13 protein-coding genes are annotated in these 13,412 nt (G+C 73.4%); 6 read left to right on the forward strand and 7 right to left on the reverse strand.

Annotated elements, in window-relative coordinates:
• Positions 1-5: 5 nt before the first annotated feature.
• The 4 genes from ACZ7JA_RS24720 to ACZ7JA_RS24735 are packed head-to-tail and all read right to left on the reverse strand — an operon-like array spanning position 6 to position 4,348.
• Positions 6-785, reverse strand: coding sequence for a CDP-alcohol phosphatidyltransferase family protein (locus ACZ7JA_RS24720; protein WP_351668278.1), 780 nt, complete (start codon positions 783-785; stop codon positions 6-8).
• Positions 763-1,824: an iron-containing alcohol dehydrogenase family protein gene (locus ACZ7JA_RS24725; RefSeq protein ID WP_351668276.1), complete on the reverse strand. Its 1,062-nt coding sequence runs from the start codon at positions 1,822-1,824 to the stop codon at positions 763-765. Before ACZ7JA_RS24725 ends, ACZ7JA_RS24720 begins: the two co-directional genes overlap by 23 nt.
• Complete coding sequence (locus ACZ7JA_RS24730) at positions 1,812-2,564, reverse strand: phosphocholine cytidylyltransferase family protein (RefSeq protein WP_351668274.1); 753 nt, start codon at positions 2,562-2,564, stop codon at positions 1,812-1,814. Before ACZ7JA_RS24730 ends, ACZ7JA_RS24725 begins: the two co-directional genes overlap by 13 nt.
• Complete coding sequence (locus ACZ7JA_RS24735; protein ID WP_351668272.1) at positions 2,561-4,348, reverse strand: DUF5941 domain-containing protein; 1,788 nt, start codon at positions 4,346-4,348, stop codon at positions 2,561-2,563. The genes ACZ7JA_RS24730 and ACZ7JA_RS24735 overlap by 4 nt, the downstream gene beginning before the upstream one ends.
• A gap of 278 nt (positions 4,349-4,626) precedes the next feature.
• Here ACZ7JA_RS24735 and galE point away from each other — a divergent pair, with 278 nt between their 5' ends.
• The 3 genes from galE to idi all read left to right on the forward strand — a co-directional run bounded on the left by galE (position 4,627) and on the right by idi (position 7,489).
• Complete coding sequence (galE, locus tag ACZ7JA_RS24740) at positions 4,627-5,598, forward strand: UDP-glucose 4-epimerase GalE (RefSeq protein ID WP_351668270.1); 972 nt, start codon at positions 4,627-4,629, stop codon at positions 5,596-5,598.
• Positions 5,599-5,755: 157 nt separating this feature from the next.
• Complete coding sequence (locus ACZ7JA_RS24745) at positions 5,756-6,697, forward strand: cation diffusion facilitator family transporter (RefSeq protein ID WP_470810474.1); 942 nt, start codon at positions 5,756-5,758, stop codon at positions 6,695-6,697.
• A gap of 198 nt (positions 6,698-6,895) precedes the next feature.
• Positions 6,896-7,489 (forward strand): isopentenyl-diphosphate Delta-isomerase, encoded by a 594-nt coding sequence (gene idi / locus ACZ7JA_RS24750; RefSeq protein ID WP_351668267.1) that lies wholly within the window; start codon positions 6,896-6,898, stop codon positions 7,487-7,489.
• Between the two features lie 3 nt (positions 7,490-7,492).
• Here idi and ACZ7JA_RS24755 read toward each other — a convergent pair whose 3' ends face one another.
• Complete coding sequence (locus tag ACZ7JA_RS24755) at positions 7,493-7,990, reverse strand: ATP-binding protein (protein WP_351668414.1); 498 nt, start codon at positions 7,988-7,990, stop codon at positions 7,493-7,495.
• 288 nt (positions 7,991-8,278) lie between these two features.
• Between ACZ7JA_RS24755 and ACZ7JA_RS24760 the strand changes: the two genes are divergently transcribed.
• Positions 8,279-9,028, forward strand: coding sequence for an enoyl-CoA hydratase/isomerase family protein (locus ACZ7JA_RS24760; RefSeq protein WP_470810477.1), 750 nt, complete (start codon positions 8,279-8,281; stop codon positions 9,026-9,028).
• Here the strand turns inward: ACZ7JA_RS24760 and ACZ7JA_RS24765 are convergent.
• Positions 9,015-9,650, reverse strand: coding sequence for a DJ-1/PfpI family protein (locus tag ACZ7JA_RS24765; RefSeq protein WP_351668264.1), 636 nt, complete (start codon positions 9,648-9,650; stop codon positions 9,015-9,017). The two genes, ACZ7JA_RS24760 and ACZ7JA_RS24765, sit on opposite strands and share 14 nt — an antisense overlap.
• A gap of 11 nt (positions 9,651-9,661) precedes the next feature.
• A complete protein-coding gene (locus tag ACZ7JA_RS24770) occupies positions 9,662-10,621 on the reverse strand; it encodes a GlxA family transcriptional regulator (RefSeq protein ID WP_470810479.1) in 960 nt (319 codons plus the stop codon).
• A 150-nt stretch (positions 10,622-10,771) separates the two neighbouring features.
• On the opposite strand from ACZ7JA_RS24770, the gene ACZ7JA_RS24775 reads away from it, so the two are divergent.
• Positions 10,772-10,903 carry an LPFR motif small protein gene (locus ACZ7JA_RS24775; protein ID WP_351668260.1) on the forward strand — a complete coding sequence of 44 codons (132 nt, stop codon included), beginning with the start codon at positions 10,772-10,774 and terminating at the stop codon, positions 10,901-10,903.
• A 103-nt stretch (positions 10,904-11,006) separates the two neighbouring features.
• The gene (locus ACZ7JA_RS24780; protein ID WP_470810482.1) at positions 11,007-13,412 is read left to right on the forward strand and encodes a Tex family protein; all 2,406 of its coding nucleotides are present in this window, start codon (positions 11,007-11,009) and stop codon (positions 13,410-13,412) included.

The following is a 13,412-nucleotide window of genomic DNA, read 5'->3' on the forward strand; positions in this document are numbered from 1 at the left end:
GGCACTCACCTCAGCCTGCTGGACGCCAGGATGGACACCAGGTGCAGCACGGTCTGGAGCATGGCGATGCCCGCGAGGACGGCGGTGCCGAGCCGGGTGAAGAACAGGTCGCCGTGGATCTGGTCGGCGATCGCCAGGACCAGGATCAGCAGCGCGGCCTCGATGCCGAGGATCAGCCGGTGGAACTTGAGCGCGGCGGCGGCCCGGCGGGCCAGCGCCATGCCGGAGGAGCGCGGCTCGGCCGCCGACTCCTGGACCGGCGGCTTGCCGGCCTGGTGCCGGGCGACGCCGACCAGGTCCGTCTCGGCCTTGATCAGGATGGCGCCCAGCGCGGCGAGCGTGCCGAGGAAGGCCCACAGCCAGTCGATCCGGCCGCCGCCCCACAGGTCGGCGGCGCGCAGGCCGAGGCCCACCAGGACGGCCGCGTCGGTGAGGTAGGCGCCGACCCGGTCCAGGTAGACCCCGCTCAGCGAGTACTGCTGCTTCCAGCGGGCGACCTCGCCGTCGACGCAGTCCAGCAGCAGGTAGAGCTGGGTGGCGACGACGCCGAGCACGGCGCCCGTGATCCCCGGCACCAGCAGCGCCGGGGCCGCGAGCACCCCGCAGAGGGTCATCAGGTACGTGAGCTGGTTGGGCGTGACCCGGGTGTTCACCAGGTAGCGGTCGACGCGCAGGGACACCTCTCGCATGTAGAGGCGTCCTCCCCAGTGCTCACCGCTGCGCCGGTCCTTCACCCCGACGGGGTGGACGACCGGACGGAGTTCAGCTACCGATGGCCTTGACATAGTCGGCGTAGGTGTCCTTGATCTGGTTCGTCTTGAGGTCGAGGTGTTCGAGGATCGTGTAGCGGCCGGGCCTGGTCTCCGGAGCGAACTCCACGGCGCGGACGAACTCGTCCACCGAGAAGCCGATCTCCTCCGGCAGCACCGGAAGCCCGTGCCGGCGCAGGACGCGGGCCATGTACGCGGCCTCCTCGTGCGCTCCGCGCAGGTGCATCGCGAAGGCGGCGCCGATGCCGCACTGCTCGCCGTGGGCGGCCGCCCGCTTCGGGTAGAGCAGGTCGAGGGCGTGGTTGATCTCGTGGCAGGCCCCGGAGGAGGGGCGGGAGTCGCCGGAGACGGACATGGCGATGCCGGTGAGGACGAGGGCCTCGGCCAGCACCTGCAGGAAGCCGTCGTCGCCGACGCCGCCGGGGTGCCGGAGCACCGACTCGCCGGCCTGCCGGGCCATGGCGGCGGCGAGACCGTCGATCTTCTCGCCGTTGACCCGGTTGGCCAGCTCCCAGTCCGCGACCGCGGAGATGTTGGAGATGGCGTCGCCGATGCCGGAGCGCACGAAGCGGACGGGCGCCTCACGGATCACGTTGAGGTCGATCACGACCGCGATCGGGTTCGGCACGCCGTACGAGCCGCGGCCCGCGTCGTTGTCGAGGGTCGCGACCGGCGAGCACAGCCCGTCGTGCGCGAGGTTGGTGGCGACGGCGACCAGCGGCAGCCCGACGCGCGCGGCGGCGAACTTGGCGCAGTCGATGATCTTCCCGCCGCCGAGCCCGACGACGGCGTCGTAGCGGCCGGCCTTTATGTCGCTCGCCAGCCGGACCGCGTCGTCGATGGTGCCGCCGCCGACCTCGTACCAGGTGGCGCCGGGCAGCGTCGGGGCGAGGCGCTCGCGCAGCCGGGCGCCCGAGCCGTTGCTGACGGCGACGGCGAGCCGGCCGGACTGCGAGATGCGCTCGTCGGCGAGCACCCCGGCCAGGTCGTCGAGGGCACCCGGGCGGATGTCGACGACGACCGGCGAGGGGATCAGCCGGGTCAGTACTGGCACGCGATCTCCCGTCCGCGGGCGAGGTCGTCGTGGTTGTCGATCTCCACCCAGGCCACGTCGCCGATCGGCGCGACGTCGATCCGGAAGCCGCGGTTCACCAGCTCCTGGTAGCCGTGCTCGTAGAACTGCTGGGGGTCGGTCTCGAAGACCGTCTTCAGCGCGTCGGCCAGCTCGGGGGCCGCGTCGCCCTCGATCAGGGTGACGCCGATGTACTCACCGGTGGCCTCGGCGGGGTCCATCAGCTTGGTGATCTTCCGGACGCCCTTGCCGGGGTCCACGACGACCTTCATCTCCTCGTCCGCGAGGGACTTCACGGTGTCCAGCGCGAGGATGATCCGCTTGCCCTCGCCGCGGGCCGCGAGCAGCGTCCGCTCCACCGAGACCGGGTGCACGGTGTCGCCGTTGGCGAGGATCACGCCGTCCTTCAGGGCGTCCCGGCCGCACCACAGGGAGTAGGCGTTGTTCCACTCCTCGGCCTTGTCGTTGTCGATGAGGGTGAGCTTGAGGCCGTACTTCGCCTCGAGGGCCGCCTTGCGCTCGTACACGGCCTCCTTGCGGTAGCCGACGATGATCGCGACCTCGGTCAGGCCGATCTCGGCGAAGTTGCCGAGGGTGAGGTCCAGGACCGTCGGCTCGCCCTCTATGCCCGCGGGGCCCACCGGCACCAGAGCCTTGGGAAGGCTGTCGGTGTAGGGGCGCAGACGCCGTCCGGCGCCGGCCGCCAGCACGAGGCCGATCATGCGGGTTCTCCTTCGTCGTGTACGGCGGGCGCCCCAGCGGACACCCAGAAGCGGATGCTCTCGACGAGCACCAGCACGGCGACGGCCACGGCGAGGACCGTGAGCGCGGCCTTGAACTGCGAGGCGGTGAGCAACGCGGCGAGGACGGTGACGAGCAGCGTCCGGCCCTCCTGCCCCCCGATGGCGCGCACCAGCCAGGCCGGGGGCGCTCCGGCGTTGCCGCGGATGCGGTACACCGTGTCGTAGTGATGGTAGGCGACGGCGGCCACCAGCCCGAAAGCCGCGGGAAGGGCTCCGTTCACGTCCGCGTGGGCCGCCAGCACCAGCACGGTGCCGTACTCGGCGAAGCGGAACAGCGGCGGCACCAGCCAGTCGAGGGCGCCCTTGAGCGGGCGGTGCAGGGCCTGGCCGGCGGTGACGGCGTAGACGGCGGCGCCGGCGACGGGCGCCCAGGTCACGCCGGAGAAGAGGGAGACGGCGAGCACCGCGGTGCCGGCCAGGGCGACCAGCAGCGGGGCGCCGAGGCGGACCCGGGTGGCACGTGCCACGAACCCGGCGAGCGGGCCGTTGTCGGCGAGGTCGGCCAGCGCCTGGGCCGCCCGGTCGGTGCGCCGGGCCCTGCGGGTCACCGAGCGCAGCACGCGGCCGGCCGTGGTGTACGTCGCGGCGAAGGCGCAGCCGGCGAGCAGGACGTAGAAGGTGATGCGCGGGGTGGTGAACGCGGTGAGGACGGCGATCATCGCCCAGCGCTCGCCGATCGGCAGGACGATCATCCGGCGCACCCAGACCGTCCAGCCGACGCTGTCCAGCTTGTCGGAGAGGGCGGCTGTGGGGCTGGTGTTGGCGGTGGCGTCGTGGTTGGCCTCGTTGAAGGAGAAGTCCACGACGTGCCGGCAGGTCTGGAGGATCATCGCGCCGAGCGCCAGGGCCCAGACGTCGTCGCCGCCGCGGGCCGCGCCGAGGGCGAGGCCGGCGTAGTAGGCGTACTCCTTGGCGCGGTCGAAGGTGGCGTCGAGCCAGGCGCCGAGCGTGGAGTACTTCAGGGCGTAGCGGGCGAGCTGGCCGTCGGTGCAGTCCAGCACGAACGAGGCGATCAGCAGGACGCCGGCCGCCACGAAGCCGGCCCGGGTGCCGGTCGCCGCGCAGCCCGCGGCTATCAGCGCGGTGAGCAGCGAGGCGGTGGTGACCTGGTTGGGGGTCAGGCCCCGGCGGGCGCACCAGCGGGCGATGTAGCGCGAGTACGGGCTGATGAAGAAGGTGGTGAAGAAGCCGTCGCGGGACTTCACGGCCGACTTGAGGCGTACGGCCTCGTCGTCCACGGCGGCGACGGCCTGCCGTGCCTCGTTGCGGGCCTGCGGGTCGGCCGGGACGGCGGCGACCAGGCTGCCCAGCTCGGGGTGGTGCACACCGGCGTCGTCGGCGTCGAGCGCGGTGACGACGCGGTCGGCGAGGGAGTCCAGCGCGACCGCGGTGCCGCCGCCCGTGGAGGCCTCGCGGGTCAGCGCCCGGCTGAGCGCCTGGCGGGCCTCCGGCTGCGCGGTGACGGCCCCGGGCACGGCCGCGAGCGGGAAGCGCGGGTCGGTGAGGCCGAGGCGCAGGGCGTGCGGGTGGCCGACGAAGCGGGCGTCGACCAGGGCCACGCGCGTCCCGGCCGGTACCGCGGCGAGCAGGGTCCCCGTCTCGGCGGCGTCGGCGGCCACGCGCACGTCGAAGCCGAGGGACCGCAGATCGTTCTCGAGTGACGATCCGGGGACCGGCTGACCGGTGACGATGGCGGTCGACAACCGAAACTCACTCCCTGGGTGCCGGCGCGGGAGGCGCCGGGCTTCTGCGTGGTGGGGCGCCCTGCCTGCGGCACCCGGGCGGCATGTCGGCAGAGGCTATCGGATGGGCGGAAGGCCGTGTTCACCGGCCGTTCACGACCCGGCCCACGGGGGCTGCCCGCTCCTTTGCCGCGATCATCATCGGTGATGCGGGGCCCGCCCCACAAACCATGCGGCGCAGACCCGGGCATCCTCCGCCATCGCGGACACCGGCCCGGTTCGGCATAGGGTGGACGACCATGACCTGGCTGATCACCGGCGGAGCCGGATACATCGGGGCGCATGTGGCACGGGCCATGACCGGCGCCGGCGAGAGCGTCGTGGCGCTGGACGACCTGTCGGCGGCCGTGCCCGCGCGGCTCCCGGCGGGCGTCCCGCTGGTCGAGGGCTCGACGCTGGACGGGGACCTGCTCAAGCGGGTCTTCGCGGAGCACGGCGTGACGGGTGTGGTGCATCTCGCGGCCCGCAAGCAGGTCGCCGAGTCCGTGGCGCAGCCCACCCGCTACTACCGGGAGAACGTGGGCGGCCTGGCCACGCTGCTGGACGCGGTCGCCGAGGCGGGGATCGGCCGGCTGCTGTTCTCCTCGTCGGCGGCCGTGTACGGCAACCCGGACGTGGACCTGATCACCGAGGACACCCCCTGCGCCCCGGTGAACCCCTACGGCGAGACCAAGCTGGCCGGGGAGTGGCTGGTGCGGGCGGCCGGACAGGCGCACGGGATCTCCACGGCGTGCCTGCGCTACTTCAACGTGGCGGGGGCGGCCGCGCCGGAACTCGCGGACACCGGTGTGTTCAACATCGTGCCGATGGTCTTCGACCGGCTCACCAGGGACGAGGCCCCGCGGATCTTCGGGGACGACTATCCGACGCCGGACGGCACCTGCGTGCGTGACTACATTCACGTCGCCGACCTCGCCGAGGCCCATCTGGCGGCGGCCCGGCGGCTCGCCGGGGGCGACCACGCCGGCGACCTGACGCTGAACATCGGCCGCGGCGAGGGCGTCTCGGTGCGGGAGATGGTCACGGTCATCGGGGAGGTCACCGGCGACCGGCGGCCCGCGCTGGTGGAGGGGCGCCGGCCCGGGGACGCGCCGCGCGCGGTCGCCTCGGCCGAGCGGGCCGCCGAGGCGCTCGGCTGGCGGGCCCGGCGCGGGGTGCGGGAGATGATCGAGTCGGCCTGGGAGGGCTGGCGGCTGCGCCACGGCGGCTGAGCCGCAGCCGGTCGCGCAGCGGCGGTCCACTGCCTGACCTGCCGGTTGTTTGCGCAGGTCAGAGCAGATGACAACGGTGTTCAGTGCCGCGTTGCCCGGTACCACCCGCCCGTAGTTGACTGTGGCCACGCGCGCAACACGGAAGGGTGGTCCTCTCATGGGGGCAGGGCACGACCACGGGCACGCGCACAGCCATGCGCCGCCCACGGGCACCGCCGCGGCCGCCTACCGCGGCCGGCTGCGGGTGGCCCTGGGCATCACGCTCACGATCATGGTGGTGGAGATCGCCGGCGGTCTCCTCGCGGACTCGCTGGCCCTGATCGCGGACGCGGCCCACATGGCGACCGACGCGCTGGGCCTCGGCATGGCGCTGCTCGCCATCCACTTCGCCAACCGCCCGCCGAGCACCAACCGCACCTTCGGCCTGGCCCGCGCCGAGATCCTGGCCGCCCTGGCCAACTGCCTGCTGCTGCTCGGCGTCGGCGGCTACGTGCTCTACGAGGCGATCCAGCGCTTCCTCACGCCCGCGGACACCGCGGGCGGCCTGATGATCGTGTTCGGCCTGTTCGGCCTGCTCGCGAACTCGATCTCGCTCCTGCTGCTGGTGCGCGGGCAGAAGGACAGCCTGAACGTGCGCGGCGCCTTCCTGGAGGTGGCCGCGGACGCGCTGGGCTCGGTGGCGGTGCTGATCTCGGCGGCCGTGATCCTGACCACGGGCTGGCAGGCGGCCGACCCGATCGCCTCGCTGGTCATCGGGCTGATGATCGTGCCGCGCACGGTGAAGCTGCTGCGGGAGACGCTGGACGTGCTGCTGGAGGCGGCGCCGAAGGACGTCGACATGGCCGAGGTCCGGTCGCACATCCTGGCGCTGGACGGCGTGGAGGACGTGCACGATCTGCACGCCTGGACGATCACCTCCGGCATGCCGGTGCTGTCCGCGCACGTGGTGGTGAGCTCGGAGGTGCTGAACGCCATCGGCCACGAGAAGATGCTGCACGAGCTCCAGGGCTGCCTCGGCCACCACTTCGACGTGGAGCACTGCACCTTCCAGCTCGAGCCGGGCGGGCACGCGGAGCACGAGGCGCGGCTGTGCCTCTGACCGCGGGCTCCCGGACACCGTAGGCACGTCTGTTCGGGCCCGGCGGACGGTTCCCGGCGGAGGGCGCCGGGCACGATGAACCACCGGGGTCCCACTCCGGCACCGCCCCGCGCGGGACATGCGGACGTGCGGGGAAGTGCCGGGAGTGCCGGATTCGTACGGCAGACTTGGGGTGCAAGACCGAGGCGAAGGATGGGTATGCCGATCACACCTGCCACCGAGACGTACAGCTCGTCGAACGGCACCGCAGAGGCGATTTTGCTGGAACTGGTCGACGAGAAGGGCGTGACGATCGGCACGGCGGAGAAGCTCGCCGCCCACCAGCCGCCCGGGCAGCTGCACCGCGCGTTCTCGGTGTTCCTCTTCGACGAGCAGGGCCGGCTGCTGCTCCAGCAGCGGGCGCTCGGCAAGTACCACTCCCCCGGTGTGTGGTCCAACACCTGCTGCGGCCACCCGTACCCCGGTGAGGCGCCGTTCACCGCGGCGGCCCGGCGGACCCACGAGGAGCTGGGGGTCTCGCCGTCGCTGCTGGCGGAGGCGGGCACCGTCCGCTACAACCACCCGGACCCGGCCTCGGGCCTGGTCGAGCAGGAGTTCAACCACCTGTTCGTGGGCATGGTGCAGGCGCCGCTGGCGCCGGATCCCGAGGAGGTCGGCTCGACGGTCTTCGTGACGGCGGCCGAGCTGGCCGAGCGGCACGCCCGGGACCCGTTCTCGGCGTGGTTCATGACGGTGCTGGACGCGGCCCGTCCGGCGATCAGGGAACTGACGGGCCAGTCCGCGGGCTGGTAGGCGCTACGCCGGCGCCGCCGGCTTGAGCGGCAGGGCGGCCCAGATCACTTTGCCGCCGCTCGCGGTGTGCTCCACGTCGACCGCCCCGCCCGCCTCCCGGGCCACCTCACGCACCAGCAGCAGCCCCCGGCCGCCGGTCTGGCCGTGGTCGGCCTCCAGGGCGGTGGGCCGGTAGGGGTGGTTGTCCTCCACCGACACCCGGACCCACTCGGCGCCGACCGCCACCTCCACGGCGAGCATCGGCGACAGCAGCGCCGCGTGCCGGACCGCGTTCGTGACCAGCTCGGAGACGATCAGCAGCAGGCCGTACACCGTGTCGTCGCCGACCGGTACGCCCTGCCGCAGCAGCAGGTCCCGCACGGCGTGCCGGGCCTGCGGGACGGAAGCGTCCACGGCGGCCGCGGTGAACCGCCAGACTCCCTCGTACGGCAGTGGGCCGGGCGGCCGCTCGGCGCCTGCCGCCGGGCGCGGGCCCCCGTCCCCACGCCCCTGGTCGTCCATCGCCCGGTCGCCACCCTCGCGCTCGATTGTCACCACACGTCGAGTGTTGGTAACGATGCGCTCCGCACTCGAGGACTGAACAGAAGTCAGCTGTTATCGAACGGTTCTGACCGCCTGCGTATGACACCGGCAGGCGCGGGACTGTTCCTGTCGCTCCCCTGCAAGGTTCACGAACTATTCGGGTTGTACGGGTTTGGCGTGCGCCGTCCGCCGCGGCGCGCGCGGCGGACGCCCGCCCACGCGCCCGCCCGGCCGGGCCTCCCGGCGGGACGGATAGCATCCGGGCCCATGGAGCCCCAGCTGTCGCACCAGGTCACCGACTCGGTCGCCACCGTCGTGATCCGCCACCCGGCCAAGCGCAACGCCATGACCGCCGCCATGTGGCGGGCCCTTCCACCGCTGCTGGCGGAGCTGGCGGCCGATCCCGGCGTGCGGGCCCTGGTGCTGACCGGCGAGGGCGGGACCTTCTGCGCCGGCGCCGACATCTCCACGCTCCAGGGGTCGCCGCTGGAGGCGCAGGGCCTCGCCGTGGCGGCCGAGGAGGCCCTCGCCGCCTTCCCGCTGCCGACCCTCGCCGCGATCCGCGGCCACTGCGTGGGCGGCGGGTCCCAGCTCGCGGCCGCCTGCGATCTGCGGCTGGCGGAGGAGGGCGCCCTGTTCGGGGTGACCCCGGCGCGGCTCGGGATCGTCTATCCGTCGTCGTCCACCCGGCGGCTGGTGTCGCTGGTGGGCCCGGCCACCGCCAAGTACCTGCTGTTCACCGCCGAGTTGATGGACGCCGGGCGGGCGCTGCGCACCGGGCTGGTGGACGAGGTGCTGCCCGAGGGCGAACTGGACAAGCGGGTCGCCGAACTGACGCGGGTCCTTGCCTCGCGGTCCCGGCTCACCCAGGCCGCCGCCAAGGAGTTCGCCGACGGACGCACCGACCGGGACGCCCACTGGGCGGAGCAGGCGCGGCGCAGCGGCGACACCGCCGAGGGCGTCGCCGCTTTCCTGGAGCGCAGGCAGCCGCGCTTCACCTGGACTACCGCAGGATGAACCGGCTCCCCGCGCGCAGTCGTTCCACCAGGTGCGCCGGGGCCTTGTGCGGTGATCCGGCGTCGTAGGGCGGCCGCGGGTCGTACTCGGTGGCCAGCTGCACCGCCTGGGCGTGTTCGTCGCCCGCGATCCGGCCGAGCAGGGCGAGGCCCATGTCGATCCCGGCGGAGACGCCGGCGGCGGTGACGTACTTGCCGTCGAACACCACCCGTTCCCGCGCCGGCGCGGCCCCGAACCGCTCGAACTGGTCCAGGGCCAGCCAGTGCGAGGTGGCGCGGCGGCCTTCGAGCAGGCCGGCGGCGGCCAGCAGCAGGGAGCCGGTGCACACCGAGGCCGTCCAGGTGCTGGTGGCGTCGGCGGCGCGCAGCCAGTCCAGCAGCGGCCCGTGTTCCATCAGCGCGCTCTGGCCGGGACCGCCGGGCACGAGCACGACGTCGGGGGCGGGCACCTCGTCCAGGGACCGGTCGGCGACGACCGCGAGCGCGCCGGTGTCGGTGCGGACCGGGCCGGGGCGCTCGGCGACGAACACCGTCTCGGCGCCGGGGGCGCGGGAGAGGACCTCGTACGGCCCGACGGCGTCGAGGGCGGTGAACCGGTCGTAGACGACGACGGCGATCTGCATGGGATGTCCTCTCAGTTGGCGGTGACGGGGCGGAACCGGCGCCGGTACTCGGCCGGGGCCGTGCCGAGCGCCCGGACGAACGCGCGCCGCATGGCCTCGGGGGTGCCGTAGCCGCTGGCGCGGGAGATCTCCTCGACGCCGTCGCCGGTGTCCTCCAGGAGCCGGCGGGCGTGTTCGAGGCGGACCCGGTCGACGTAGCGGCCGGGGGTGGTGCCGGTCTCCTCCCGGAAGGCGCGGGCGAAGTGGCGCGGCGAGAGCCGGGCGCGGGCGGCGAGCGACTCCACGGTCAGGTCGCCTGCGGGGTGCTCGGTGATCCAGCGCTGGACGTCGCGCAGCGGGTCGCGGCGCGCGGTCTGGGCGGCGAGCTGGGCGCTGAACTGCGCCTGGTTGCCCGGCCGGCGCAGGAAGACCACCAGATGCCGGGCCACGCTCAGCGCGACCTCCCGGTCGAGGTCCTCCTCCACCAGGGCGAGGGCCAGGTCGATGCCCGACGTCACGCCCGCGGAGGTGGCGACGTTCCCGTCCCGTACGTAGATGGGCTCGGGGTCCACCGCCACGGCCGGGTGGTCGCGGGCGAGCTTGTCGCAATAGGCCCAGTGGGTGGTGGCCCGGCGGCCGTCGAGCAGGCCGGCGGCCGCGAGCAGGATCGCGCCGGTGCAGACGGAGACGAGCCGCCGCGCGCGGGGGCCGTGCGCGCGCAGCCAGTCGGTCAGCCGCGGATCGGGGCCCCGGGTGCCCTGCCCGCCGGGGACCAGCAGGGTGTCCGGGTCCGGCATCGCGGTGAGCGCCCCGTCGGGTACGAGGGCCAGCCCGCTGGAGGTGCGCACGGGGCCGCCGTCCAGGGAGGCGGTGCGGACGCGGTAGGTGCCCGGAGTGTGCTGCTCGGCCCCGGTGAACACCTCCAGGGGGCCGGTGACGTCGAGGCTCTGCACGCCGTCGAACAGGACGAGGAGAACGGTGCGCTGCGGCATGCCCCGATTCTTCGCCGGTGACGTCATGGCCGCAATGACGTGTTTCCCACCTTTCCTGCCATCCGGCGCGGCCCGCCGGGCATGACCGGCGGCGGCGGAGGTACCCGGGCCGCTCCCGGGCAGGGCGTCCGGGAGTGAGGAGGATTTCTCGTGTTCCGTGCCATCGCAGACGTGCTGCGGCAGATCGGCGGGGCCATCGCGACGGTGGTCACGCTGCCCTTCCGGGCCCTGGCCCGGCTGTTCGGCGGCGCCTCGTCCTCCGCCCGCGGCAGCGGGGCCTGACGTCCCGGACCGGCGGCCCGCCGCGTGTCGCCCTGATCCCCGGTTGTCGGCTCCACCTGCCACAATTGCCGCGCAACCTCAGTGGAGAAGGCGGTACGGGATCGTGACGACACCCCTCGTAGGGTCCATCGAAAGCAGGATCGCCGAGGAACTCGGCGTACGGGAGCGGCAGGTGAAGGCCGCGGTCGAACTGCTCGACGGCGGTTCGACGGTGCCCTTCATCGCCCGCTACCGCAAGGAAGCGACCGAGATGCTCGACGACGCGCAGCTGCGCACGCTCGAGGAGCGGCTGCGCTACCTGCGGGAGCTGGAGGAGCGTCGGACGGCGATCCTGGAGTCGGTGCGCGAGCAGGGCAAGCTCACCGAGGAGCTGGAGGCGCGGATCCGAGGCGCCGAGACCAAGGCGCGGCTGGAGGACGTCTACCTCCCCTTCAAGCCCAAGCGGCGCACCAAGGCGCAGATCGCGCGCGAGGCGGGCCTGGAGCCGCTCGCCGAGGGGCTGCTGGCCGACCCGACGGTCGACCCGCAGGCGGCCGCCGCCGCGTTCGTCGACGCGGACAAGGGCGTCGCCGACGCGCAGGCGGCGCTGGACGGCGCGCGGGCCATCCTGACCGAGCGGTTCTCGGAGGACGCCGACCTGATCGGCGAGCTGCGCGAGCGGATGTGGGTGCGCGGGCGGCTGGCCGCCAAGGTGCGCGAGGGCAAGGAGGAGGCGGGCGCCAAGTTCGCCGACTACTTCGACTTCGCCGAGCCGTTCACCGAACTGCCCTCGCACCGCGTGCTCGCCATGCTGCGCGGCGAGAAGGAGGAGGTCCTCGACCTCGTCCTGGAACCCGAGGAGCCCACCGAGGGGCCCTCGTCGTACGAGGGAATCATCGCGCACCGCTTCGGCATCGCCGACCGCGGCCGCCCCGCCGACAAGTGGCTGAAGGACACGGTCCGCTGGGCCTGGCGCACCCGCGCCCTGGTCCATCTGGGCATCGACCTGCGGCTGCGGCTGCGGACGGCCGCCGAGGACGAGGCGGTGAACGTCTTCGCCGCGAACCTGCGCGACCTGCTGCTGGCCGCGCCGGCCGGCACGCGCGCGACGCTGGGCCTGGACCCCGGCTTCCGCACGGGCGTGAAGGTCGCCGTGGTGGACGCGACCGGCAAGGTCGTCGCCACGGACGTGATCCACCCGCACGTCCCGGCCAACAAGTGGGACGAGGCGATCGCCAAGCTGGCGCGGCTCGCCGAGCGGCACGCGGTCGACCTGATCGCCATCGGCAACGGCACGGCGTCCCGGGAGACCGACAAGCTGGCCGCCGAGCTGATCGCGAAGCACCCGGAGCTGAAGCTCACCAAGGTGATGGTGTCCGAGGCGGGCGCGTCCGTGTACTCGGCCTCCGCGTACGCCTCGCAGGAGCTGCCCGACATGGACGTGTCGCTGCGCGGCGCGGTCTCCATCGCGCGCCGGCTGCAGGACCCGCTGGCGGAGCTGGTGAAGATCGACCCGAAGTCGATCGGGGTCGGCCAGTACCAGCACGACCTGTCCGAGGTGAAGCTGTCCCGTTCGCTGGACGCGGTGGTCGAGGACTGTGTGAACGGCGTCGGCGTGGACGTCAACACGGCGTCCGTGCCGCTGCTCGCCCGGGTGTCGGGCGTCTCAGCCGGGCTCGCCGAGAACATCGTGGCGCACCGCGACCAGCACGGCCCGTTCCGCTCCCGCGCGGAACTGAAGAAGGTGCCGCGGCTCGGCCCCAAGGCGTACGAGCAGTGCGCGGGCTTCCTGCGCATCCGCGGCGGCGACGACCCGCTGGACTTCTCCAGCGTGCACCCGGAGTCGTACCCGGTGGTGCGGCGCATGGTGAAGGCGTCGGGGCAGGACGTCGCGTCCCTCATCGGCGACACGGGCGCGCTGCGCTCGCTGCGGCCGGCGGACTTCGTGGACGACACCTTCGGTCTGCCGACCGTCACGGACATCCTCAGGGAGCTGGAGAAGCCGGGCCGCGACCCGCGTCCGGCCTTCCGGACGGCCACCTTCAAGGAGGGCGTGGAGAAGATCTCCGACCTGGCCTCCGGGATGATCCTGGAGGGCGTGGTGACGAACGTGGCCGCCTTCGGCGCGTTCGTGGACATCGGCGTCCACCAGGACGGTCTGGTGCACGTCTCGGCGATGTCGAAGACGTTCGTGAAGGACCCGCGGGACGTGGCGAAGCCGGGTGACATCGTCAAGGTGAAGGTCCTGGACGTGGACATCCCGCGCAAGCGGATCGCGCTCACCCTGCGGCTGGACGGCGAGGCCGCGCCACAGGGCCAGGGCCAGGGCGGCGGTCGTCAGCAGCGCGGCGGCGCCCGCCCGCCCCAGCAGCGCCAGGGCGGCCAGCGCCAGGGCGGTCAGGGCGGTCAGGGCCAGCGGCAGGGCCGCGGTGGCGGCGACCGGGGCGGCCGTCAGGCGCCGGCCCCGGCCAACAGCGCGATGGCCGACGCACTGCGCCGCGCGGGCCTGCTGGACCCGAAGAAGCGCTGA

The sequence above is a fragment of the Streptomyces sp. NPDC038135 genome (assembly GCF_055601245.1).